The 23,890-nt window shown below is 72.3% G+C and carries 24 protein-coding genes; 8 read left to right on the top strand and 16 right to left on the bottom strand.

Annotated features, from left to right (window positions below; all coding sequences use genetic code 11):
• The first annotated feature begins 66 nt into the window (after positions 1-66).
• Positions 67-507 carry a D-aminoacyl-tRNA deacylase gene (gene dtd / locus IE332_RS35630; protein ID WP_189924820.1) on the top strand — a complete coding sequence of 147 codons (441 nt, stop codon included), beginning with the start codon at positions 67-69 and terminating at the stop codon, positions 505-507.
• 176 nt (positions 508-683) lie between these two features.
• On the opposite strand, the gene ygfZ is transcribed toward dtd, so the two are convergent.
• The 3 genes from ygfZ to IE332_RS35615 form a co-directional block, all read right to left on the bottom strand.
• Positions 684-1,646 carry a CAF17-like 4Fe-4S cluster assembly/insertion protein YgfZ gene (gene ygfZ, locus IE332_RS35625; RefSeq protein WP_189924903.1) on the bottom strand — a complete coding sequence of 321 codons (963 nt, stop codon included), beginning with the start codon at positions 1,644-1,646 and terminating at the stop codon, positions 684-686.
• A 19-nt stretch (positions 1,647-1,665) separates the two neighbouring features.
• The gene (locus IE332_RS35620; protein WP_189924818.1) at positions 1,666-2,130 is read right to left on the bottom strand and encodes a Fur family transcriptional regulator; all 465 of its coding nucleotides are present in this window, start codon (positions 2,128-2,130) and stop codon (positions 1,666-1,668) included.
• Between the two features lie 115 nt (positions 2,131-2,245).
• A complete protein-coding gene (locus IE332_RS35615) occupies positions 2,246-2,830 on the bottom strand; it encodes a heme-binding beta-barrel domain-containing protein (RefSeq protein WP_189924815.1) in 585 nt (194 codons plus the stop codon).
• A gap of 368 nt (positions 2,831-3,198) precedes the next feature.
• On the opposite strand from IE332_RS35615, the gene IE332_RS35610 reads away from it, so the two are divergent.
• The gene (locus IE332_RS35610; protein WP_189924813.1) at positions 3,199-3,561 is read left to right on the top strand and encodes a DsrE family protein; all 363 of its coding nucleotides are present in this window, start codon (positions 3,199-3,201) and stop codon (positions 3,559-3,561) included.
• Between the two features lie 18 nt (positions 3,562-3,579).
• Here the strand turns inward: IE332_RS35610 and IE332_RS35605 are convergent, their stop codons facing one another.
• The 7 genes from IE332_RS35605 to IE332_RS35580 form a co-directional block, all read right to left on the bottom strand.
• A complete protein-coding gene (locus IE332_RS35605; protein ID WP_189924811.1) occupies positions 3,580-3,867 on the bottom strand; it encodes a DUF3099 domain-containing protein in 288 nt (95 codons plus the stop codon).
• Between the two features lie 92 nt (positions 3,868-3,959).
• Positions 3,960-4,250, bottom strand: a complete 291-nt coding sequence (locus IE332_RS35600; RefSeq protein WP_030059605.1) for a DUF1416 domain-containing protein — start codon at positions 4,248-4,250, stop codon at positions 3,960-3,962.
• Between the two features lie 40 nt (positions 4,251-4,290).
• Complete coding sequence (locus tag IE332_RS35595) at positions 4,291-5,127, bottom strand: sulfurtransferase (protein WP_189924809.1); 837 nt, start codon at positions 5,125-5,127, stop codon at positions 4,291-4,293.
• Between the two features lie 234 nt (positions 5,128-5,361).
• Positions 5,362-5,442 (bottom strand): Ms5788A family Cys-rich leader peptide, encoded by an 81-nt coding sequence (locus IE332_RS42515; RefSeq protein ID WP_350517234.1) that lies wholly within the window; start codon positions 5,440-5,442, stop codon positions 5,362-5,364.
• Positions 5,443-5,693: 251 nt separating this feature from the next.
• On the bottom strand, positions 5,694-6,428 hold the full coding sequence (locus tag IE332_RS35590; RefSeq protein WP_189924807.1) for an LmeA family phospholipid-binding protein: 735 nt from the start codon (positions 6,426-6,428) through the stop codon (positions 5,694-5,696).
• A gap of 205 nt (positions 6,429-6,633) precedes the next feature.
• A complete protein-coding gene (locus IE332_RS35585; protein WP_189924805.1) occupies positions 6,634-8,064 on the bottom strand; it encodes a hypothetical protein in 1,431 nt (476 codons plus the stop codon).
• A gap of 5 nt (positions 8,065-8,069) precedes the next feature.
• Positions 8,070-8,363: a MoaD/ThiS family protein gene (locus IE332_RS35580; protein WP_189924803.1), complete on the bottom strand. Its 294-nt coding sequence runs from the start codon at positions 8,361-8,363 to the stop codon at positions 8,070-8,072.
• Between the two features lie 685 nt (positions 8,364-9,048).
• On the opposite strand from IE332_RS35580, the gene IE332_RS35575 reads away from it, so the two are divergent.
• The 5 genes from IE332_RS35575 to IE332_RS35555 all read left to right on the top strand — a co-directional run bounded on the left by IE332_RS35575 (position 9,049) and on the right by IE332_RS35555 (position 14,692).
• Positions 9,049-9,780 carry a response regulator transcription factor gene (locus tag IE332_RS35575; RefSeq protein WP_189924801.1) on the top strand — a complete coding sequence of 244 codons (732 nt, stop codon included), beginning with the start codon at positions 9,049-9,051 and terminating at the stop codon, positions 9,778-9,780.
• A 125-nt stretch (positions 9,781-9,905) separates the two neighbouring features.
• Entirely contained in the window at positions 9,906-10,964 is a 1,059-nt protein-coding gene (locus IE332_RS35570; protein ID WP_189924799.1) for a LacI family DNA-binding transcriptional regulator, read from the top strand.
• Between the two features lie 186 nt (positions 10,965-11,150).
• The gene (locus tag IE332_RS35565) at positions 11,151-12,302 is read left to right on the top strand and encodes a S1C family serine protease (RefSeq protein WP_229929175.1); all 1,152 of its coding nucleotides are present in this window, start codon (positions 11,151-11,153) and stop codon (positions 12,300-12,302) included.
• A 135-nt stretch (positions 12,303-12,437) separates the two neighbouring features.
• Entirely contained in the window at positions 12,438-13,208 is a 771-nt protein-coding gene (locus IE332_RS35560; RefSeq protein ID WP_189924797.1) for a response regulator transcription factor, read from the top strand.
• Positions 13,205-14,692 (top strand): sensor histidine kinase, encoded by a 1,488-nt coding sequence (locus IE332_RS35555; RefSeq protein ID WP_229929174.1) that lies wholly within the window; start codon positions 13,205-13,207, stop codon positions 14,690-14,692. Before IE332_RS35560 ends, IE332_RS35555 begins: the two co-directional genes overlap by 4 nt.
• A 61-nt stretch (positions 14,693-14,753) precedes the next feature.
• Here the strand turns inward: IE332_RS35555 and IE332_RS35550 are convergent, their stop codons facing one another.
• From IE332_RS35550 to IE332_RS35525, 6 genes are all read right to left on the bottom strand, one after another.
• Positions 14,754-16,553: a bifunctional metallophosphatase/5'-nucleotidase gene (locus IE332_RS35550; protein WP_189924795.1), complete on the bottom strand. Its 1,800-nt coding sequence runs from the start codon at positions 16,551-16,553 to the stop codon at positions 14,754-14,756.
• Positions 16,554-16,792: 239 nt separating this feature from the next.
• On the bottom strand, positions 16,793-18,142 hold the full coding sequence (locus tag IE332_RS35545; RefSeq protein ID WP_189924793.1) for an ATP-binding protein: 1,350 nt from the start codon (positions 18,140-18,142) through the stop codon (positions 16,793-16,795).
• A gap of 95 nt (positions 18,143-18,237) precedes the next feature.
• Positions 18,238-19,812 carry an SCO6880 family protein gene (locus tag IE332_RS35540; protein ID WP_229929173.1) on the bottom strand — a complete coding sequence of 525 codons (1,575 nt, stop codon included), beginning with the start codon at positions 19,810-19,812 and terminating at the stop codon, positions 18,238-18,240.
• Between the two features lie 7 nt (positions 19,813-19,819).
• A complete protein-coding gene (locus IE332_RS35535; protein ID WP_189924791.1) occupies positions 19,820-21,097 on the bottom strand; it encodes a hypothetical protein in 1,278 nt (425 codons plus the stop codon).
• Complete coding sequence (locus IE332_RS35530; RefSeq protein WP_229929172.1) at positions 21,087-21,905, bottom strand: DUF8175 domain-containg protein; 819 nt, start codon at positions 21,903-21,905, stop codon at positions 21,087-21,089. The genes IE332_RS35535 and IE332_RS35530 overlap by 11 nt, the downstream gene beginning before the upstream one ends.
• Positions 21,906-22,074: 169 nt before the next feature.
• Complete coding sequence (locus IE332_RS35525) at positions 22,075-22,425, bottom strand: DUF8827 family protein (RefSeq protein WP_229929171.1); 351 nt, start codon at positions 22,423-22,425, stop codon at positions 22,075-22,077.
• A gap of 248 nt (positions 22,426-22,673) precedes the next feature.
• On the opposite strand from IE332_RS35525, the gene IE332_RS35520 reads away from it, so the two are divergent.
• Entirely contained in the window at positions 22,674-23,801 is a 1,128-nt protein-coding gene (locus tag IE332_RS35520; RefSeq protein WP_189924788.1) for a C40 family peptidase, read from the top strand.
• The last annotated feature ends 89 nt before the right edge of the window (positions 23,802-23,890 follow it).

Here is a 23,890-nt window from a genome sequence, read left to right as displayed (position 1 = left end):
CCGCGGCCGGGTGGACGGCCCCGGGGGCCCTCCGGCGGCCGTACGGCGCTCCGGCACAATGGCCGCATGCGAGCAGTGGTGCAGCGAGTGAGCGAGGCCCGGGTGACCGTGGCCGGTGAGACCGTCGGCGCGATCGAGGGGCCCGGGCTCTGCGTCCTGGTCGGCGTCACCCACGACGACACCCCCGCCAAGGCCGCCCAACTGGCCCGCAAGCTCTGGACGCTGCGCCTGCTCCCGGCGGACGAGGACGGCGTCGAGCAGAGCTGCTCCGACCTCGGCGCCCCGCTGCTGGTGATCAGCCAGTTCACGCTCTACGGCGACGCCCGCAAGGGCCGCCGCCCCACCTGGAACGCCGCCGCCCCCGGCCCGGTCGCCGAGCCGCTGGTGGAGGAGGTGGTCGCCCAGCTGCGCGCGCTCGGCGCCAAGGTGGAGACGGGCCGGTTCGGCGCCGACATGCGGGTGGCGCTGGTGAACGACGGCCCGTTCACCGTCCTCGTCGAGGTCTAGGGCGTGTCTGACAATTCGCGTCGGATCAGCGCGCGGCGTTGGGGTGCGTGCATCGCAAGGCGGAGGAGGGAGTCCATGCGGAGCATCAGCGACCGACGACAACGCGGCGAGGTGCGTGCCCCGGCGTCGCGCGCCCGGCGGGAATTGTCAGACACGCCCTAGGGCGGCCGTCGGCGCTACTGCGGGACGATCACGTCCTGGGTGCCCGGCACCGTCCCGGCCAGCAGCACCGCGTCCACCGGGACGTTCCGCTTGACGATCGCCAGTGCGATCGGCCCCAGCTCGTGGTGCCGGGCCGAGGAGGTCACGAAGCCCAGCGCCCGCCCGTCCGGGTCCGTGGCCAGCCGCACCTCGGTGCCGTGCGCGGGCAGCGTCTCCTCGGTGCCGTCCAGGTGCAGGAAGACCAGCCGGCGCGGCGGGCGGCCCAGGTTGTGCACCCGGGCGACGGTCTCCTGGCCGCGGTAGCAGCCCTTCTGCAGGTGGACGGCGGTGCGCAGCCAGTCCACCTCGTGCGGGATGGTCCGGTGGTCGGTCTCGAAGCCGAGCCGGGGTCGGTGGCCCTCGATCCGCAGCGCCTCGTACGCCCAGACGCCGGCGGCCGGGCCGTATCCGGCGGTGAGCTTCTCCAGGTCGGCGCGCGGGACGAACAGGTCGCGCCCGTACGGGAGTTCACGGACGGCGGCGGCGCCCTCGACCGAGCCGGTGGAGCCGGCCGGCAGGTGGACCACGGCGTACTCGGCGGTCGCGTCGGCGACCTCCACCTGGTAGAAGAACTTCATGCTCTCCAGGTAGGCGACCAGCGCGCCCTGGGTGCCCGGCTCGACGTGCGCCCAGGTGGTGGTGCCGTCGTCCACCAGGTAGAGCGCGTGCTCGACGTGCCCGTTCGGGGAGAGCACCAGCGCCTCGGCGGCCTGCTGCGCGGGCAGCTCGCTGACGTGCTGGGTGAGCAGCAGGTGCAGCCAGGCGAGGCGGTCCGCGCCGGTGACGGTGACCACGCCGCGGTGCGAGAGGTCGACGAAGCCGGTGCCCTGCGCGAGGTTGCGTTGCTCGCGGAAGATGTCGCCGTAGTGGGCGGCGACGCCCTCGTCGGCCCCCTCGGCGGGGACGGCTCCGGGCAGGGCAAGCAGCGGGCTCTTCACACCGGTCATACCGGCCAGCTTACGACCGGTCGTCGGCGAGCTTGGCGGTGCAGTCGGCGCAGCGGCCGAAGATGGCGAAATGCTTGAGGTCGGTGTCGAAGCCGTGCTGCGCGCGCAGGCTCTCGATCAGCGGCTGGGCGATCTCGGTGCCGGTCTCGGTGACCTTCTCGCAGTCCCGGCAGACCAGGTGCAGGTGGTGGTGGCGGCCGGCCAGGTGGTAGGTCGGGGCGCCGTGGCCGAGGTGGGCGTGCGAGACCAGGCCCAGCTCCTCCAGCAGCTCCAGGGTCCGGTAGACGGTGGAGATGTTGATGCCGCTGGCGGTCCGCCGGACGTGGCAGAGGATGTCGTCGGGGGTGGCGTGGTCGAGCACGTCGACGGCCTCCAGCACGAGCTGCCGCTGCGGCGTGAGGCGGTAGCCGCGCTCGCGCAGATCGCTCTTCCAGTCGCCGGAGAGCTGCCAGTCGGTGGTGCCGGTGTCCGCCACGGTGCTGTCCCTGCCAGAGTCGGGGGTCCTGATGCCAGTGTAGGGACCGGCCCGCGGCCGGTCCCTACACTTGCGCGGACTGAGCTGTCGCCTGAGCCGTGCGTACTCGCCGTTCCTACTTGAAGAAGGCGATGCCGTCGTCCGGCAGGTCGTTGATGTCCTTGATCAGCTGCGCCGGGCTGAGCACCTTCTTCAGCTGCGCGGACATGTACGGGCGCAGCGGCACGTTCGGGGCGGCCTTCTCGCCGACCCAGAGCAGCTCGCCGCTGACGAAGCCGTACAGCCGCTTGCCGCCCGAGTACTCCGGGGAGCCCTCGATCCGGGCCACCGCGTCGGTGGAGACGTCGATCTGCGGCTTGCCGTCGGCCAGCTCGCCGTACCAGATCTCGACGGTGCCGTCGTCGCGGACGGAGGAGATCTCGATCCCGCGGGCGCCGCTGGTGCCGTCGTGGTTGCTGGTGATGCGCCAGAACGCGTGCTCGTTCTCCAGCGGGCGGACCTTCTCGCCCTCGTCGTCCAGCACCCAGGTCCGGGAGCGGAACTCGAGGAAGGGCCGGCCGTCGTGACGGATCACGATCTCCTGGCCGAAGTTGCACTTCTCCGTGCCGGGGAAGTCATAGACGCCCGCGCCCTCCCAGGTGCCGAGGAGGAAGGCGAGCGGCACGACGTCCTTGTGGAGGTCAGAGGGGATCTCGATCATGTTCCTGGTCGCTGTCGTCGTCGGTGTGGGGCTGCCTCAACCGTACGGCAGGCTCAGCGCTGGCCCTGGTACAGCTTCATCACCGAGAAGATGGCGAACCAGGTGATCAGCACGGCCATGAGGGCCAGCAGACCGTCGAAGAACATTTCCAGACCGGACACGGGGGGCTCCCAGGCGGCGACAGTGTGGTGGATTTTGCTCCGCTCACTCTATCCGTCGGGCTCCGGCCGGTCGCGGTGAGCCCCACCACGTCGCGGTTCGCGCCGGGCGGCGCGGTTCGCTCCGGGCGCCGCCACGCTGCCCAAGCTTTGCCCGCGGGTTCCCGTGATGACGGACGGCGGGGAGGGCGGGACCTCTAAGGTGGCGCCATGCCGAAGAAACTGGTCATCAAGGTCACCGCAGGGGCGGACGCGCCGGAGCGGTGCTCGCAGGCGTTCACGGTGGCGGCGGTGGCCGTCGCCAGCGGGATCGAGGTCTCGCTCTGGCTGACCGGCGAGTCCTCCTGGTTCGCGCTGCCGGGCCGGGCGGCCGAGTTCGAGCTGCCGCACGCGGCGCCGCTGCCGGACCTGCTGGAGTCGATCCTGGCGGCCGGCTCGGTGACGCTGTGCACCCAGTGCGCGGCCCGGCGCGGGATCGAGCAGAAGGACACCGTCGAGGGTGTCCGGATCGCGGGCGCGCAGGTCTTCGTCAGCGAGATCATGGCGGACGGCGTCCAGGCGCTCGTCTACTGACGTACTGACGCCCCGGGGCTACGGACGCTGATCGTGGTCGGGGCGCTCCCGGTCGGGCCGGTCCCGGTCGTGGCCGGGCTCGTCCCAATTCGGGTCGTCCCAGCGCGGGTCGTTCCACCAGTCGTCGTCCGGGTCCCGCTTGTTGACGAACACCGCGGCGACCGGCGGGATCACCATCGCGACCACGCACATGCCGATCGCCGCGCCGACCGAGAAGAACCGCACCACGCCCCAGGCCATGACGAACAGGCCCAGGCACACGCCCATCATGGCGAAGTAGTAGCGACGCCGCCGCTTTGCCCGCACCCCTCCACGGTACGGCCGAGGGCCCCTGCTCGGCAGGGGCCCTCGGGGGGAATCGTCCGTACCGGGCGCCGACTCCGGTCGCGACCCGTCGGTCAGACCGCGATCGCGACCTCGACGGCGGTGCCCTGGGAGGCCACCACCTGACGGTCCACGGTCTGGCCCGGCACCAGCGCGCGCAGGGTCCACTTGCCCGGGCGGGCGAAGAACCGGAACTGGCCGGTCGCGGAGGTGGGCACCTCCGCCGTGAACTCGCCGCCCTCGTCGAGCAGCCGGACGTAGCCGTTGACCGGCTCGCCGTCTCGGGTGACCGAACCCTGGATGATCGTCTCGTTCGCCACGTCAACTCCTGCCAGGTCCGGGCCGCCGGCCTTCGCACCGCACATGTCTGTACTTCCCTTCTGACTTACGGGTCGAGCCGGAGGCTCAGTTGCTGCCGAGCTCGATCGGCACGCCGACGAGGCTGCCGTACTCGGTCCACGAGCCGTCGTAGTTCTTGACGTTCTCCTGGCCGAGCAGCTCGTGCAGCACGAACCAGGTGAGCGCGGAGCGCTCGCCGATGCGGCAGTAGGCGATGGTGTCCGTCGCCAGGTCGACGCCCTCGGCCTCGTAGAGCGCCTTGAGCTCGTCGTCGCTCTTGAAGGTGCCGTCGTCGTTGGCGTTCTTGGCCCACGGGATGTTGCGGGCGCTCGGCACGTGGCCGGGGCGCTGCGACTGCTCCTGCGGGAGGTGGGCCGGGGCGAGCAGCTTGCCGGAGAACTCGTCGGGCGAGCGGACGTCGACCAGGTTGAGCGTGCCGATGGCGGCGATCACGTCGTCGCGGAAGGCGCGGATCGACGAGTCGGCGGGCTGGGCCGTGTACTCGGTGGCGGGGCGGGCCGGCACCTCGGAGACCAGGTCGCGGGAGTCCAGCTCCCACTTCTTGCGGCCGCCGTCCAGCAGGCGGACGTCGCCGTGGCCGTACAGCTTGAAGTACCAGTAGGCGTACGAGGCGAACCAGTTGTTGTTGCCGCCGTACAGGACGACGGTGTCGTCGTTGGCGATGCCCTTGGCGCTGAGCAGCGCCTCGAACCCGGCCTGGTCGATGAAGTCGCGGCGGACCGGGTCCTGGAGGTCCTTCTTCCAGTCGATCCGGACGGCGTTGCGGATGTGGTTCTTGTCGTACGCGGAGGTGTCCTCGTCGACCTCGACGATGACGACCTTCGGGTCGTCCAGGCGGGCCTGGACCCAGTCGGCGTCGACCAGGACGTCGCTGCGGCTCATGGTGATGTTCTCCATCCGAGGGCGGTTTGCGGAAGGTGCGGTGCTCAGGAGGTGCTGCAGGGCACCCGGGCGGGGACGGTCCGAATCCCTGTCCGAATACTGGGACAGGACGGATGGACCGGTGCGGCCGGGCGGGGAACTGCGGAAGAGGTCGGCGCCGACCCGCTGGTGCGGCCGGGAACGGTCACCGGGGAGATCGGCGGCGGGCGTCAACTGCCCTGCCAGGACGCCGATTCAGCGCATTCGACACAGACAGGCGGCCACGCGGCACAGGTCGACCGCCCGCCGCTTCGTGAGATCCGTCTGTCGCTTCATGCCGACGATGCTAGGGACACCGACGGCCTGCTGTCATCAGCGTATCGAATACTGGGATCAAAACATCCGCATGGTGGGATTTGCCCCCGCCGCGGCCTGCTGGGCCCGGCCGGGCCGCCCCGCGGCGACGCGGAGCGGGCGGAAACGACACCGCTCCGCGGCCCGCGCTGGACAGCGCGTCTCGCGGAGCGGAACGTTTCGGCGGTATGAAGCACGGCGGCGGGCCGACCGGCACGGCCGCCCGGCGGGGCTCAGCCCAGGAGCTTGACGCCCTTGCCGTCGAAGGACAGCTGGAGGCCCTCCGGCAGCGGCGTCACCCCGTCCTTGTCGCCGTCCTTGGCGGCCAGCTTCAGCCCGGCCGGCAGCGTGTCGAGGGTGAAGCTCATCGGCTCGATCTGCTGGTTGGTGACCCCGGCGACCATCCCCGCCAGGGAGCTCAGCCGGAAGCCGTCCACCGTGACGGTGTTCCCGTCGTTGTGCACGGTGCCCTCACCGATCGCGATCGGCCCCAGGGAGGCCTTCACCTTGCCCGGCCCGCCGTACGACAGACTCAGCTTGGTGCCGGTGCCCACCGGCAGCTTGGTGCCGTGCAGCAGCTGGGAGGCCGGCGGCAGCAGCTGCGCCAGGTCCGGGTACGAGATGATCCCGCTGCCGGTGCCGCTGTCCACCGTGGCGCTGTTCATGCTGTCGCTGACCTTGACGCCGGCGAGCTTGGCCTTGAACGAGTGCAGCGCCACCTGGTGGCTGCCGTCGCCGACGGTCAGGCCGTCGGCGGAGATCCGGACGTCGTCCAGCTTCATCGACAGCACCTGGGTGAGGAACGGGAAGCCCTCGATCGAGACGTCCGGCCGCTGGCTCATCCGGCCGCTCTGCACGATCCGGTCGGCGGCCTCGTCCTCGGCCACGCCGACCGCGATCCGGTCGGCGCCCACCAGGAGGCCGGAGAGCACCACCAGGCCGATCGTGGCCTTCAGCCATCCGCGCATCGTCTCCCCCGTCGTCGCCGGTCGCTGTGGTCGTTCTTTCGGTCGTCCGCTGTCGTTCAGTCGTTCACTGTCGTCCGCTGCCGCCCGCCGTCCTGCGGCGGTCGCCGGCCCCGGCCGCTCCCGCACGACCGTACGACGTCCCGCCCCGGAGCATGGTTCCGGGGCGGGACGTTGTACGGGAAGGGCGCCGCCGCGTGCGGCGGGGTCAGGCCAGCAGGTCGGTGGCGATCCAGATCAGCGGCGCGGCCACCGCCAGCGGCAGCGCCACGCCCGCCGTCATGTGCACGAAGCGGGACGGCCAGTCGTACGCCGCGACCCGGCGGCCGACCAGCGCCCCCAGCCCGGCGAGCGCGCCCAGCGCCACCGGAGCGCCCACCAGCAGGCCCAGCGCCACGGCCGCGGCCAGCCCGAGCACCGGGCCCAGCTGCTTCGGGCCGGGCAGCGGCGCCGCGGCCAGCAGGGTGGCCAGCGCGACCGCGCCCACCCCGGCCGGCACCCAGTCGGCCGCCAGCAGCGTGGTGCACAGCGCCGTCACCACGGTGGCCGAGCCCAGCACCGTCAGCGCGTAGAACCGCTCCTTCGGGTCCGACGGACGGAACGTCTGCAGCACCAGGACCAGCAGGAAGAACCCGCCCAGGGTGCCCACCACAGCCGCCACGCCGCCGTCGGAGTCCGCCAGCAGCACCGCCGCGTCGGCGGTGAACCCGGCCAGCGCGGCGAGCAGGATGCCCTGACGGGCCGGCCACATGCCGTTCAGCCGGAACCAGCCGGCCGCCGTCAGCAGCTGCAGCAGCGCGACCACCAGGGCCAGCGCCACCTGCCCGAGCGCGGCACCGCCGGCCAGCAGCGCGGCCGCGCCGGCCGTGATCAGGGCCGGCTGCAGGCCGGGTTCGATGATCGGCGAACCGGTCCGGCCGCGCGGGGCGGCGGGCGGCGCGGCGGACGGCGCGGGCTGCGCCGGGACGGCCGCGAACGGCGGCACCGGCGGAGCGCCCACCGGGCCCGCCGGACCGACCGGGCCCGCCGCGCCGGGGACGGGCGGGCGCTTGAGCGTCATGGTCGGCGGGTCGAAGACCTCCGCCGGCTGCGGCGCGGCCTCGGGCTGCGCCGCCGGGGCGGCGTGCCGGGCCCGGGCGCGGGGCCGGTCCTGCGGCTGCGGCTGGCCCTGCGGCTGGAGGTGCCCCTGCGGCTGCGGCTGGCCCTGCGGCTGGAGGTGCCCCTGCGGAGCCTGCGGCGGCTGCGGATACCCCTGCGGCTGCCCCTCCGGCCGGAACGGCGGCTGGACCGGCCGCTGGTGCCGCGGCGCGGCGGGCGGGGCGCCCGGCACCGCGCCGGGGACCACCGGCGGCAGCAGCGCGGTGGCCTCGGCGTCGCCCAGCGGGGGCACCGGGGGCAGCAGGGCGGTCGCGTCCGCGTCGTCGAAGGCCGGGACCGGCGGCAGCACCGTGGTCGCCGCCGCGTCGTCCACCGGGTAGCCGTACGGCGACTGCTGCTGCCCGGGCTGCTGCGTCGGGTACTGCGCGTGCTGCGGGTACCCCTGCGGAGCCTGCGGCTGCTGTGGGTACGGCTGGTGCTGCTGGTGCTGCTGCGGCCACTCGCCGTGGCCGCCGCGGTTCGGGTTGTTCATGTCCGTCACGCCGCTCAGCCTCCCGCGAACGGCGGGAGGACCTCGACCGTCCCGCCCTCGGTCAGGGCGACGGTCGCGTGGTCCCGGGCGCCCACCTGGGCGCCGTCGACCAGGAACGAGCTGTGCCCGAGCAGCCGGACGAGCTTCGGCTTGTCGGCGTGCCGCTCCTTGGCCGCCGCCAGCGCCTCCGCCAGGGTCGCCGCCTCGTACGGCTCCTCGGCCAGCCCGGCCTCGGACTTCGCCGCCGCCCAGTAGCGGATCGTCCCGCGCACCCGGGCGCCGCTCGCGGGCTCGGTGGTCACATCCATCGGGCCGCCCCTTCTCGTCGTCCTCGCCCGGTCCCGGTACCCCGGTCCGGCTCGCCTCGGGGCGGCCGCCCGACCACCCGAACGATGGACCCGCGCGGCGCCGCCGATGTGCGTCCCATGATGGCGTGTCCGCCGCCACGACCGGCAATCGCCCCGGTCCGACCGGCCCGGGGCGGCGCTCGACGCTGTGTCCAGGCTCACCCGGCGTACGCCCGAAACGGGGCGACGGCCGGTTCCGGGCACTCCCGGCGGCGGCGCGGGTCGGCTATCCTCAACCACCAAGAGGGATCCGGGCAGAGTCGCCCCCGGGTCCTTTTGTGCTTTCAGGACGCCAGTACGGACGTTCGTGCGATTCGTCGGTCCACCCCCGACGCACCGCAGGGACCGCCCCGTCCGACGCGGCACAGCGACGTGTCGCCGCCGGACGGGACGTCGCCACCGGCGCCCGGGCCGCCGCCCGGGCACCGGACCAGACCGGAGGGTTCTCGGTGATGAGCAGGCCAGGAACGGTGCACCAGGGGTTGCGGGACCCCGGGCGGATCCGCCGTCGTGCCCTGCGCGCCGCCCACTCCCCCGGCACGACCCGGACGCCCGTCCTCCTCCTCCCACCCTCAGCACGTACGCCATCCGGCTGTGGCGGCAGCCGGAACGCGACCGCGACGACCCGGAAAGGGGACCACCGGGTATGAGTTCTCTCCTCCTCCTCACCAACGCGCTGCAGCCGTCCGCCGAGGTGCTGCCCGCCCTCGGCCTGCTGCTGCACAACGTCCGGGTGGCGCCCGCCGAGGGCTCCGCCCTCGTGGACACCCCCAGCGCGGACGTCATCCTGGTCGACGGCCGACGCGATCTGCCGCAGATCCGCAGCCTCTGCCAGCTGCTGCGCTCCACCGGCATCGGCTGCCCGCTGATCCTGGTGGTCACCGAGGGCGGCCTGGCCGCCGTCACCGCCGAGTGGGGCATCGACGACGTCCTGCTGGACACCGCCGGGCCGGCCGAGGTCGAGGCCCGGCTCCGGCTCGCGCTCGGCCGCCTGCAGATCGACACCGACGACAGCCCGATGGAGATCCGCAACGGCGACCTCTCGGTCGACGAGGCCACCTACTCCGCGAAGCTCAAGGGCCGGGCGCTCGACCTCACCTTCAAGGAGTTCGAGCTGCTCAAGTACCTCGCCCAGCACCCCGGCCGGGTCTTCACCCGGGCCCAGCTGCTGCAGGAGGTCTGGGGCTACGACTACTTCGGCGGCACCCGGACGGTGGACGTCCACGTCCGGCGCCTGCGCGCCAAGCTCGGCGTGGAGAACGAGCAGCTGATCGGCACCGTGCGCAACGTCGGCTACCGCTTCGTCGTCCCGGAGAAGCCCGAGAAGGGCGACCGTCCCGAGCTCGCCCAGCGCCCCGCCAGCCAGCTGGAGGCCTGAACCGCGAGCCGGGCGGGCCACCCCCGCCCGGCTTGTCCGGTTCATCCCGGAGCCGGACCCCGTTCACCGGGAAGCGGCCCCGGCTCCCACTGCCGCCCCCGAGGCCACACGCGTAGACTCCACTCGTGGCCAAAGTGACGCGCGACGATGTAGCCCGACTGGCTGGGACCTCGACCGCGGTCGTCAGCTACGTCATCAACAACGGGCCGCGCCCGGTGGCGCCCGCGACCCGGGAGAAGGTCCTCGCGGCGATCGAGCAGCTCGGCTACCGGCCGAACAGCGTCGCCCAGGCGATGGCCTCCCGCCGGACCAACCTGATCGGCATGGTCGTCCCGGACGCCCGCCAGCCGTTCTTCGCCGAGATGGCCCACGCCGTCGAACGGGCCGCCTCCGAGCGCGGCAAGCTCGTGCTGATCGGCAACTCCGACTACGTGGACGACCGCGAGGTCCACTACGTCCGCGCCTTCCTCGGCATGCGCGTCGCCGGCCTGATCCTGGTCAGCCAGGGCCCCTCGCAGCGCGCCGCGGAGGAGTTCGCCGCGATGGAGGGCGCCAAGGTGGTGCTGCTGCACCGCCGCCCCGAGGCGATCGACGACGTCGCGGTGGTCACCGACGACGTGGGCGGCGCCGAGGCCGTCGTCCGCCACCTGCTGGAGGAGCACGGGCACCCGTACGTCGCCTGCTTCGGCGGCCCGGTCGAGTCCCCCGCCCCCGGCGACCCGGTCATCGACCACGTCGAGGGCTGGCAGCGCGCCATGGACGCGCACGGCGTCCCCACCGAACCGCACCTGATCGACGCCCCCTTCCACCGCTACGGCGCGTACGAGGTGGCCCTCGACGTGCTGAGCTCGCCGGACCGGCCGCGGGCCATCTTCTGCTCCACCGACGACCAGGCCATCGGCGTGCTGCGGGCCGCCCGCGAGGTCGGGCTGCGCGTCCCCGAGGACCTCGCGGTGGCCGGCTTCGACGACGTCCCGGAGGCCGCGCTCGCCGACCCGCCGCTGACCACCGTCGCCTCCGACCGCGACGCGATGGCCCGGGCCGCCGTGGACCTCGTGCTGGACGACTCCCTGATGGTCCCCGGCTCGGACACCGAGCGGGTCCGCAAGTTCCCGTCCCGCCTGGTCATCCGCCGCTCCTGCGGCTGCGACGGCGCCGCACCCGGCCGCCCCTCCGCCCAGTAGCGGCCGGAGCCGGGCCCTCGACCGGAACGGCTCAGCGGACCCGGCCGCACCCCGGACCGCACCCGGAACCGCCCGCTCCGCTCCGCAGGCCGTCTGACCAGGCTTTATGAGAACCCAACGGGCTTCTCTCCCCGTTCTGAGCCGGTTCTCATCCGCTCCTCATCCGCCGGGCGGAGCTTGGTCGGCATGAGCGAACAGCAGCAGTACCCCGGCGACCGGTACGACGACCACCACGGCCCGTACGAGCCCCGGGTGATCGAGGGCACCGTGCTCGGCGGCGGCACCCCGGGCAGCACCGGCCCGGCCGGGTACGCGTACCGCGAGGACCACTCCGACGGCGGCTTCGACGGACCGCCGCCTCCCCCGCCCATGCCGCCCGAGCCGCCCACCCTCCTCGGCCCCGGCTCCCCCGACGGCCACGGCGGCCACGGCAACCGGGCCCGGCGCGGCCTGCTGCGCGGCCGGATCGCGCTGGTGACCGCCGTGGCCGCGGTCGCCGCCGTCCTCGGCGGGGTCACCGGCGGCGTGGTCGCCGCCGAACGGCAGGCCGGCGACACCCGGGTCTCCACCGTCGCCAGCCCGGTCTCCGCCCGCAGCGACGGCAGCGCCGACGTGGCCGCCATCGCCGCCGCCGTCTCCCCCAGCGTCGTCCAGATCACCGTCAAGAACGGCAACGGCACCGCCACCGGCACCGGCGTCGTCCTGGACAAGGACGGCCGGATCCTCACCAACTACCACGTGATCGACACCGCGGCCGACGGCGGCCGGATCACCGTCACCTTCAAGGACGGCTCCACCGCCCAGGCCACCGTCACCGGCACCGACAAGTCCCTCGACGTCGCCGTCATCACCGCGACCGGCGCCAAGAACCTCACCCCCGCCGTCCTCGGCACCTCCTCCACCGTGGCCGTCGGCGACCCCGTCGTCGCCATCGGCAACCCCGACGGCCTCACCGGCACCGTCACCTCCGGCATCATCAGCGCCGAGAACCGCGACGTCACCGTCCGGCTCGACGAGGGCAGCACCAGCGGCAACGGCGGCTTCGGCATCCCCAGCCTGCCCGGGCTGCGCAACGGCCAGCCCCAGTCGAACGGCGGCACCACCACCACGTACAAGGCCTTCCAGACCGACGCCGCCCTCAACCCGGGCAACTCCGGCGGCCCGCTGATCAACGCCGGCGGCCAGGTCATCGGCATCAACTCGGCCATGTACGCCCCGAACGGCACCAGCTCCACCGCCGGCGGCGGCACCGCGGGCAGCGTCGGCCTCGGCTTCGCCATCCCGATCGACTCCATCAAGCAGGTCCTCCCGAAGCTCGAAGCCGGCCAGAACCTGTAGCCCGGAACGTCCACGGCGCCGCCCGCGCGACGCACAATTGCTCCCAGCAGGCCCCAGCAGACTCCCGCAAACGTCCAGCAGACCTCCCGCAGACCTCCAGCAGGCCCTCCACCCGACGAGAAAGGGCAGCCGCCCATGACCCCGTCCGCCGACGACCGCACCGCCGCCGAGCCCGGCCACCCCGCCGCCCGGCTCCTCGTGGTCGACGACGAACCCGCCCTCCGGGACGCCCTGGAGAGCAGCCTCGCCTTCGAGGGCTACGAGGTCGCCACCGCCACCGACGGCTACGAAGCACTGGAATCCGTCGAACGCGACCGGCCCGACCTCGTCCTGCTGGACATCATGATGCCCCGGATGGACGGCCTCACCGCCGTCCGCCGGATGCGCTCGCGCGGCGACACCGTCCCCGTCCTGATGCTCACCGCCCGCGACGCCGTCGGCGACCGCGTCACCGGCCTCGACGTCGGCGCCGACGACTACCTCGCCAAGCCCTTCGAACTCGACGAACTGCTCGCCCGCGTCCGCGCCCTGCTGCGCCGCAACGCCCTCGCCACCGAAGCCGCCGCCCGCGCCGCCGCCGAGGACGAGAGCGAGGTGCTCGCCTTCGCCGACCTGCGGATGAACACCGCCACCCGCGAGGTCACCCGGGCCGGCAAGCCGATCGAACTCACCCGCACCGAGTTCATGCTGCTGGAGATGTTCCTCGCCCACCCCCGCCAGGTCCTCACCCGCGAACAGATCCTCAAGGCGGTCTGGGGCTTCGACTTCGAGCCCTCCTCCAACTCCCTGGACGTGTACGTGATGTACCTGCGCCGCAAGACCGAGCAGGGCGGCATGCCCCGCCTGATCCAGACCGTGCGCGGCGTCGGCTACGCCCTCCGCCCGACCGCCGGCACCGGCGCGTGACCGCCGTACCCCCACCCCCACTGGCTCCGCCCCGCACCCGGGGCCGCCGGCGGCGTCTCGCCCACTGGTTCCGCTCCCGCTCCCTCCGCAGCCGCCTCACCTTCCTGAGCGCCGCGGCGGTGGCGGTGGCCATCGCGCTGTCGGCGCTGGCGTGCTGGTTCATCGTGGAGAAGCAGCTCTACAACCAGGTCAAGACCGACCTGGTGAGCGCACCGCTGCCCATGCCGCCACGAGGGCCCGCCCTCGACTGCTACAGCACCCCCGAGCAGGCGCTGGAGCACCAACACGGCGGCGGGCTCCAGGACATCAGCGGAGCCGCCCCCCGGGACACCCAGTTCCTCGCGCAGGGCAAAGGGATCTGCCTGCCCCCCGGCGCGACCAAGGCGATCGTCACCGAGCCCGGGGACACCGCCGTGTTCCGCCTCAAGTTCGGCCAGTCGATCATCCGGGAGGGCCGGTTCACCAACGGGGACCCCGCGTTGGTCCGGCTGACCGCGGACTCCCGCTACACGGTGCCGGTCGTCGTCATGGTGGCCACCCCCACCCAGTCCGTCGAGGACTCCCTCGAGGGCCTCGCCATCCTGCTCGGCTCGGTGTCCCTCGGCGGCATCCTGCTCGCCGCCGTCGCCGGCCGGCTGGTCGCCCACTCCTCCCTCAAGCCCGTCGACCAACTCACCGACGCCGTCGAGCACATCGCCCGTACCGAGGAGGTCGGCACCACCATCCCCGTCCACGGGGACGACGAGATCGCCCGTCTCTCGACCTCCTTCAACTCGATGAGCACCGCCCTCGCCAACTCCCGCGAGCGGCAGACCCGGCTGATCGCCGACGCGGGCCACGAGCTGCGTACGCCCCTCACCTCGCTGCGCACCAACGTCGACCTGCTGATCCGCAGCAACGACACCGGGCGCCCGCTCCCCCCGGCCACCAAGACCAAGCTGCTGGGCAACATGAAGGCCCAGATGCAGGAACTCACCGTCCTGATCGGCGACCTGCTCCAGCTCTCCCGCCCCGACTCCCCGAAGCCGGGTCCGAACCTCTCCGTCGTCGCCCTGCACGAGATCGCCGGGCGGGCGGTCGAGCGGGCGAAGCTGCGCGGCCCCGGGCTGGTCTTCGAGACGAGTGCCGAGCCGTGGTTCGTGCACGGCGACGCGGCCGGGCTGGAGCGGGCGGTGATCAACCTGCTGGACAACGCGGTCAAGTACAGCCCGCCCGGTGGCACGATCGACGTCCGGCTCCGGCAGGGCGTGCTGACGGTCCGGGACCACGGCCCGGGCATCCCGGCCGAGGAACTCCCGTACGTCTTCGACCGGTTCTGGCGTTCGCCGTCCTCGCGGCAGTTGCCGGGTTCCGGCCTCGGGCTGTCGATCGTGGCGCAGAGCGTCCGGGAGGCGGGCGGCGAGGTCACGCTGGGCCCGGCCGCGGACGGCGGGCCGGGCGCGCTGGCCACCGTCCGGCTGCCCGGCGGTCCCGCCCCCGAATAGCGGAAGGGGCGGGTGGGGCGCCCCGACAGCGCCCCACCCGCCCCTCAGGGCCGGCTCACGGTCAGTCGATGTCGCTGCCCGGGCCGATGATCTTGATCCGGTCCTGCGCCGGGACCTGCAGCGGCGCGGCGGCCGAGCTGTGGGCGCCCAGGTAGGCCGTGAAGACGTCCAGGTCGGAGCCGCCGACGAGCTTGTCGGTGCCGGCCGCGAAGGCCGGGAAGCCGTCGCCGCCGCCGGCCAGGAACTCGTTGGCCGCGACGCGGTACTTGGCGGCCGGGTCGACCGGGGCGCCGTTCAGCCGGATCGAGTCCACGAGGACGCGGTCCGCGCCGGTCTTGCGCATGTCCAGGGTGTAGTGCAGGTTCGAGGACACCTGGAGGACCTTCGGCGCGGCCGCGTTGGAGCCGCTGACCTGCTGCTGGAGCAGCTGGACCAGCTGGGCGCCGGTCAGCGTCTTGACCTGCATCATGTTGGTGAACGGCTGGACGGTGAACGACTCGCCGTAGGTCACCACGCCGTCGCCCTCGCTGCCCGAGGCCTTGTAGACGAGGTCGGAGCGGATGCCGCCCGGGTTCATGAAGGCGACCTGCGCCCCGCCCTTGTCGGCCGGAGCGAGCCCGGCCAGCTGCGCGTCGGCGATCACGTCACCGAGCGGCTTCTCCAGGTCGGAGCTGCCGCGGCCGTTGATGTCGGCGCCGATGTAGCCGACCGGGCGGCCGGCGATCGGGGCGGCGAGCTTGGCGTAGTGGTTCACCAGCTCGGTCATGTCCGGGGCCTTGTCGACCGTGCGGCGCACGACGTGGTTCTCGGCCTTGACCGAGGGGCGCACGATCTCGCCGGTGGTCTTGTCCAGCTTCATGTCGATCTCGGTGAAGAGCCGGCCGAAGGAGGCGGCGCTGGTCACCGAGCGCGGGACGCCGTTGGGGTCGGGGATGGTGCAGGCGTACGCGTTGTGGGTGTGGCCGGTGACGATGGCGCCGACCGCCGGGTCTATCTTCTTCGCGATGTCGACGATCGGGCCGGAGACGCCCTGGCCGGCCGCGCCGCAGTCGTAGTTGTAGACGCTGCTGGCCGGGTAGCCGCCCTCGTGGATCAGCGCGACGATCGAGTTGACGCCCTTGGCCTTGAGCTCGGCGGCGTACTTGTTGATCGTGGTGACCTCGTTGGCGAACTTGAGGCCCTTGACGCCCTCGGCGGTCACGATGTTCGGCGTGCCCTCCAGGGTGACGCCGATGAAGCCGACCTTCACGCCCTGGGACTTGGTGATCCAGTACGGGGCGAGCAGCGGCTTGCCGGTCTTCTCGTCGGTGACGTTCGCCGACAGGTAGTTGAAGTTGGCGCCCTTGAAGGTGCGGCCGGGCTCGTAGCAGCCGTCGGTCGGGTGGCAGCCGCCCTCCTGCATGCGCAGCAGCTCCTGCGCGCCCTCGTCGAACTCGTGGTTGCCCACGGAGGTGACGTCCAGGCCGAGCTTGTCCATCGCCTCGATGGTCGGCTCGTCGTGGAAGAGCGCCGAGGTGAGCGGGGAGGCGCCGATGATGTCGCCGGCCGCGACGGTGATCGAGTCGTCGGCGGGGATCCGGGCCTTGCGCAGCTCGGTGGCCAGGTACTCGATGCCGCCGGCCGGGGTGGCGACCTCCTTGCCGGTGGCCGGGTCGATCTCCTTGATCGTGCCGGACGAGCCGGCCGGGGGCTCCAGGTTGCCGTGGAAGTCGTTGATCGCCAGCAGCTGGAGGTTGACGGTCTTGTGACGCTTGGCATTGGCGTCGGCGGCCTGGGCGGCCGTCGGCACGACCACCGTGCCGAGCAGACCTGCGGCGGCGACGACGGCGAGCGCCGTCCGTCGGGATCTGACGGGGAGCATGAGGGGTCCTCTGCACATCGGAGGAGCACCGGCTGCGGACAGCATCGGCGTACGGGCAGGTGTTGCGCGTGTGAAGCCTAGGGTCAACGCGCGTAGCTGTCAGGACGTCGAACGTAACGAGAGGATTACCTACTGACGAACCATCGCCGTCCGAGGGGTGCGGAGACTGCGGAGCCCGCCCCGGCACCGCCCCCGGAGCCCTCGTTCCCGACGGGGCCCGACCCCCGGACCGGCGCGGCTCAGACCCCCGGCTCCGAGGCCAACTGCCGTTCCGCGCGTACCCGTTCCGCCACCGCGTCCTCGGTCATCGCGCGGTCGGTGTAGACCAGCGGCCGCTCGGCCTCGGTGATGATGTGCTTGACCACCTGGACGTTGCCGTTGACGTCCCAGACCGCGATGCCCGGCGAAAGTGTGGGGATGATCTCCACCGCCCACCGCGGCAGGCCCAGCACCCGGCCGGTGGCCCGCGCCTCCTCCGCCTTCTGCATGTAGATCGTCCGTGTGGAGGCCATCTTCAGGATCGCCGACGCCTCCTTGGCCGCCGCGCCGTCCACCACGTCCGACAGGTGGTGGACCACCGCGACGAAGGACAGCCCGAGCCGGCGGCCGAACTTCAGCAGCCGCTGGAACAGCTGGGCCACGAAAGGGCTGTTGATGATGTGCCAGGCCTCCTCGACCAGGAAGATGCGCTTCTTCCGGTCCGGCCTGATCCAGGTGTGCTCCAGCCACACCCCGACGATCGCCATCAGGATCGGCATCGCGATCGAGTTGCGGTCGATGTGCGAGAGGTCGAAGACGATCAGCGGCGCGTCCAGGTCGATGCCGTCGGTGGTCGACCCGTCGAACATGCCGCGCAGGTCACCGTCGACCAGCCGGTCCAGCACCAGCGCCACGTCCAGGCCCCAGGACTGCACCTCGTCCACCGCCACGCCCAGCGACTCCACCGAGGACAGCTCGGGGTTGCGCAGGGTGTCGATGATGTCGTCCAGCACCGGCTGGCGGTCCGTCACCGAGGCCACCACGTGGGCGTGCGCGGCCTTCAGCGCGAAGCCGGCCCGTTCCTCCAGGCCGCGCCCCATCGCCACCTCGATGATGGTGCGCAGCAGCGACAGCTGACCGGTCTGGGTGATCGCCGGGTCCAGCGGGTTGAGCTTCACCCCGCCGTCCCGGGCGGCCATCGGGTCCAGCCGGATCGACTTTATGCCCAGCGCGTTGGCGATCAGGTTCCACTCGCCGACGCCGTCCTCGCCCTGCGCGTCGAGCACCACGACCTGGCGGTCGCGGAACCTCAGCTGCCGCAGCACGTACGTCTTCTCCAGCGCCGACTTGCCGTTGCCGGACTCGCCGAGCACCAGCCAGTGCGGGGCGGGCAGCTGCTGCCCGTACAGCTGGAAGGGGTCGTACACGTACCCCTTGCCGCTGTAGACCTCGCGGCCGATGATCACGCCCGAGTCGCCCAGCCCCGGCGCGGCGGTGGGCAGGTAGACGGCCTGCGCCTGGCCGGTGGACGTGCGCACCGGCAGGCGGGTGGTCTCCACCTTCCCGAACATCAGGCTGGTGAAGGCGTCGGTGAGGTTGCCGAGCGCCATGGGTGGCCTCCTGACGGGTCAGCGGTGGACGGGGAGTACGGGCGGGTCGCGCGGGTCTGGCGGGTCGGGCGGGTCGCCCGGATCGCGCGCGTCGCTCAGCGGCGGATGCCGGTGGCGAACGGAAGGGTGTTGACGAAGGCGCGGTGGTGCTCGCGGTCGCACCACTCCAGCTTGAGGTAGCTCTTGCCGGCCGAGGCCCGGATGGTCCGCTTGTCGCGGGCCAGGGCGTCGGGGTTGCGCGCGGAGACCGTGATGTAGCCGACCAGGTTCACCCCGGCCGCGCCGGAGGCCAGGTCGTCACCGCGCTGGTCCACCCGGCCGGTGTGGGCCAGGTCGCGCGGGTCGACCGTCCGGTTCATCTTGGCGGCGCGGCTGGCCTCCGCCTCGTCGTTGGTCTTCTCGGTCAGCATCCGCTCGATCGCGACGTCGGTGGGCTCCAGGTCCATCGTCACCGCGACCGTCCGGATCACGTCCGGGGTGTGCACCAGCAGCGGCGCCAGGAAGTTGACCCCCACCGGGGTGAGCGGCCACTCCTTGATCCACGCGGTGGCGTGGCACCACGGCTCCCGGGTCGCCGACTCCCGGGTCTTCGCCTGCAAGTACTGCGTCTGGGTCGCGTCCAGCTCGGCCGGCCAGGCGTTGCGCCGGGACATCGCCTGGATGTGGTCGATCGGGTGGTCCGGGTCGTACATCGAGTGCAGCAGCGAGGAGAGCCGGGCCTGGCCCAGCGGCTGGCGCACCCGGATGTCCGCCTCGGCCAGCCGGGCGCAGATGTCGGTCAGCTCGCGCGCCATCACGGCCGCCAGCCCCTCGTCGTCCCTGGCCCGCCGGCCGGTGGCCGTGCGGCCCATCGCGTGCGCCTCGGCGGCCAGGTCGCGGGTGTAGTGCATGCAGGCCACCAGGTAGGCCCGGTGCTGCTCGGAGGAGGTCGACACCATCGACTGCAGCTGGTCGTACGAGTCCTGCAGCCAGCGCGGCGCGTCGCGGTCGCCGCGGCGCTCCACGTCCTTGGCGTGCGCGTCCGGGTCGGCCGGCAGGGTCCGGGCCAGGATCTGCAGCCGGGTGACGAAGCCGTCCCCGTTGGCGACGTGCTTCAGCAGCGTCCCGAACCGGTCGACCAGCGCCTCCTGGTCCTCCGAGTCGCGCAGCCCGACACCCGGGCCCTCGATCTCGATCGCGGCCGTCACCGTCCGCCGCTCCAGGTGCATCAGCACCCCGACCTCGTCCGGCCCGAACGGCGCGGTCAGCCAGCGCAGCCGCCCCACCCCGGGCGGCGGACCGACCTCCACCTCCCGGCCGTCCAGCCGGGTGCCCGCGTCCATCACGTCCGAACGCCACACCGCCCGCCCGCTGCGGACCGTCCGGCGGTAGGTGCGGTTGATCTCCACCCACTTGTAGAACGTCCGCTTGCGGTACGGCACGTACACCGCGGCGATGGCGAGCGCCGGCAGACCGACCAGACCGCCGATCCGCAGCGGCAGGATCGGCATCAGCAGACCCCAGAGCATCCCGAGGAACGCCCCGAAGATGATCAGCACGATCTCGCCGGACTCCCGGTTCCGGCCGATCGGCGCGTTCGGGCGGGCCTTGCCGATCAGGTAGGTGCGGCGATGGTGCACGTACGGCTGGGCGTACTGGGCACCGTACTGGCCGAGCGGTTCACTGCTCACTTACCCGTCACCCTCCCTTCGCTGGATTGCTGTCGCGGATCGGAACCGGGGTCGCCTGCGGCGGCCCGGCCTGCGGCGGCGGAGCCGGCGTCCGGCCGGCGTGCGCGGCGATGCCCGGCGCGACCGAACCGCCGCCCGCACCACCGCCACCCCCGCCGCCGCCCGGCGCACCGCGGTCGCCGTGGGTGCTGATGCCCTGCTTCATCAGGTTCGCCGTGCCGTTGATCATCGCCGAACCCGCCTGCACCGCGTTCGCCCGGGCCTGGCGCATGTTCAGGATCTCGTCGCCGAAGCCCGGCACGAAGCGGTAGATCGCGGCGCTCGCGAAGATCGACAGGAACAGGATCGCCAGCCCCGACAGCACCCGGGCGAAGTCGTCGCTCGCCCCGGCCCCGCTCGCCACCGCACCCGCCAGGCCCAGGATGACCACGATGATCGGCTTCGCCAGGTCCACCGCCAGCATCACCCCCGCCCACCGGCGCACGTGCTTCCACAGCTGCTTGTCGACCAGCCCCGCGTACACCGCCGTCCCCAGCAGCGCGCCCACGTACAGCATCGCCGCCCGGATCAGCAGCTCGATCCAGAGCACCGCCGCCGCCAGCACCGCGACCAGCGACACCAGCACCAGGATCAGCGGACCGCCGCCGACGTTCCCCTTCTCCAGGGTGTCCGCGAAGCCGCCCAGGTACGACCCGGTGTCCGTCTTCGTCCCGACCGCGATCGCCTTCGTCAGCCCGTCCGTCACGCTCACCACGGTGTACAGGATCAACGGCGTGAACGCCGACGCCACCACCGTCAGCCACAGGAAGCCGATCGCCTCCGAGAACGCCGACGTCAACGGCGCCCCCCGCACCGCCCGCTTCGTCACCGCCAGCAGCCACAGCACCAGCGTGATCACCGTCGACACCGCGAACACCACGGCGTACTGCTGCAGGAACGACGCATTGGTGAAGTCCACCTGCGTCGTCCCGTCGATCGCCCCCGACAGGTTCCGCACCACCCACGCCGCCGCCTGCGCACAACTCTTCGCCAACGACCCGAGCGGATCGGTCACGTTGCCGACGGTGCTGCCACCGGGAACCGACCCCCCGGGCTTGGACGCGCAGTAGACGTCGCTGCCGGGCAACGGCAGGACGTCGCAGTTGTTGCTGGCCGAAGGGCTCGGGCTCGGATCAGCGAAGGCCCGGGCCGCCATGCCGATGACGGTGGCCTGGACGAGGGCGAAGGCCGTGACGACCCGGCCGAATCGAGGAAGCCGTCTCCCGACCGCACCGTCAACGCGCATAGCGGAACCCTCCGAACTGCTCTGCTGCTCCGACCATCTCATCCGCTGTGGCCGCCTGCTGGTCACCCGGCATCGGCGCTGGGCCGGACTTCCGCGTGAAGTCTGCGAGCTTCCAGTCGCCGCCCGTCCAGTGCAGCGAGAGTGTGAGGGTGAACCAGTTCGTGGTCACCGGCTGGACGGAGCGTTCACCGGCGAGGCCGGTGAGGCCGGTGCACCACACCTCGACCTTGGCGTCGGTTTCGGTGTAGCCCGTCGACTTGGTGCCGACCGGCACGGTGCGGCTGACGAAGGTGAGGCCCTTCGGCGCGCGGCCCTGGGCGTCGAGACCGTAGCGGGTGACGGTGTCGCCGCCGAAGCCCTGGTCCAGCCGGCTCTGCAGGGTGGCCGCCGCGCCGGGGTCGGCGATGGTGGCGACGATGGTGTGGCGGCTGTCGGTGCGGAACATGTCCGCGGAGCCGATCGCCACCGCGTAGTTGGCGGCGGCGGACTGGGCGCCCTGGTCGGTGTGGGGGAAGCCGGCGGCGATGCCGTTGACGGCGGTGCCGACGGGCTGGTCGCCGCTGGGCCCTGGGCCGGCGCCGGAGGCCGCGCTGGGGGCGGCGCGGTCGGCGGACCCGCCGGTGCCGGTGCCCGTGGCGGGCTTGCCGCGGTTGGCGATGGCGATGGCGACGACGAGCAGGGTGACCACCACGAGGACGGTCAGCAGGGTCCGCAGCGGGCGTGACTGACGGAGGCTCGGCTGCGGGGAGGGCTGTTCGCCGACCGGTAGCCGCGTACGGGTGTGCGGCTGGTCGTCGGACAACGGCACGGCGGCCCTCCTGGTGCGGGGAGCCGGGGGCGGCTCCGGGGGCCCTCCACCCGGGGGCGGGCGCGGACGGAGGGTGGGTACGGGGGTGAACTGCTGGCGGGCCGGCCGCTGGAGGGGGTCCGGACGGGGGACCCGGCCTCGGACGAACCGGACTGCTGCTGTCCGATCGTCAGATCGCCATGCCGTAGACAATGGTGAACAGAGTGCCGAGTGATCCGATGATGAACACGCCGGTCAGCCCGGCGACGATCAGTCCCTTGCCCTGTTCGGCTCCGAAGCTGTCCCGCATCGCGGTCGCACCGATCCGCTGTTTGGCGGCGCCCCAGACGGCGATGCCGAGGCAGACGAGGATGGCGACGGCCATGACGACCTCGACCATCACCCGGGCCTCCGACCCGAGGCTCGCGAACGGGCCCCAGTCCGGGGCGATCCCGCCGATGATGGTGTCGATATTCGGCTTCTTCGGAGGGTCCTCGGCCAGGTGGCCGACCGCATAGGTGTGCACGCTGCTCAGGTTCATTTCCATCTCACCGCCCGATCAGGCAAATTCAAGGGCCCGGACCCCGCCCGCGCGAAGGGTCGGTGCCTATTCTTGGCCAGATCTGATGTCGACTTGGCTACTTCTCGCGGATTGGTCGTGAGGCATCGGACACGTACGCGAGGATGTCCACCGTACGAAGGATAGCGCTCACTCCTTGTATCTCTGATGATTGCGGTGAGCAACGCCTTCCGGGACACTTCGACTGACGAATCGTCGGGATGGTGCTGATGGTACTCCGGAAGGCCGGTACGGCCGCCGTCGCTGCGGGAGTTGTTGCGTTCGGGTTCATCGGGCTGGTGACGATGGGGACTTATGCGGCGAGCGGGACGCCGCAGCAGTCGGCGAATCGTTCCTCCCTCTCGCCCGGAACGGTCCCCGCGGCCTACCAGGAGGCGGTCCAGAAGTGGGGCACGCTGTGCCCCGAGATCTCTCCGCCGATGCTCGCGGCGCAGCTGTACCAGGAAAGCGGATTCGACCCCAAGGCCCGGTCCGGGGTGGGTGCGCAGGGAATGGCGCAGTTCATGCCGGGTACCTGGGCGACGTACGGGACGGACGCGAACGGTGACGGCCGGAAGGACGTCTGGGACCCGTACGACGCGATCGCCTCGGCGGCGGTCTACGACTGCGCGCTCGCCAAGGACGTCTCGAAGGTCCCGGGCGACCCGCAGGCCAACATGCTGGCCGCCTACAACGCCGGCCCGTACGCGGTGACGAGCAACCGGGGCATCCCGCCGTACAAGGAGACCCAGGGCTACGTGCGGAGCATCCAGGCGATGGCCCGGAGCTTCACCGCGCCGACGGCGCCGCTGGAGGTGTCCGCGCAGTCGGCGGCGGCGATCTACTTCGCGCAGACCAAGCTCGGCACCCCGTACCTGTGGGGCGGTGAGGGCCTGCCCTCGCAGAACGGGCGGTTCGACTGTTCGGGCCTGACCCAGGCCGCGTACGCCAGTGTGGGGATCACCCTGCCCCGGGTGGCGAACGACCAGTGGTACGCCGGCCCGCACCCCTCGCGCGATCAGCTCCGGCCCGGTGACCTGGTGTTCTGGGCGACGGACCTGAGCGATCCGCGGAGCATCCACCACGTCGGGATCTACGTCGGCGGCGGGTACATGATCAACGCGCCGCACACCGGCGCGGTGATCCGCTACGACAAGATCGACACCAAGGAGTACATCGGCGCGACCCGGGTCACCTCGGACGGTGCCCAGGCGCTGCCGAGCCGGAACAACGACGGCGCGGTCAACGCCCCGAGCCGGCCCGGTTCGACGACCCCGACGACCCCGCCGGCGGCGGCACCGGCCGTGGCGGCACCGCCCGCACCGGCCGGGCCGACTCCCGCGACGGCGGCCCGATAAGCGGGGGTACGACCGGGGTACGGCCGGGGCCCATGGGACCTGTGTGCGCCCTGTGGACGCTGAGTCAAGTTTCGATAACCGCGCGTTTC

This window comes from Kitasatospora xanthocidica (assembly GCF_014656195.1).
GTDB classification, from domain to species: Bacteria; Actinomycetota; Actinomycetes; order Streptomycetales; family Streptomycetaceae; genus Kitasatospora; species Kitasatospora xanthocidica.
Note: the sequence above shows the minus strand (reverse complement) of the source record. Positions and strands in the feature narration are given on the sequence as shown.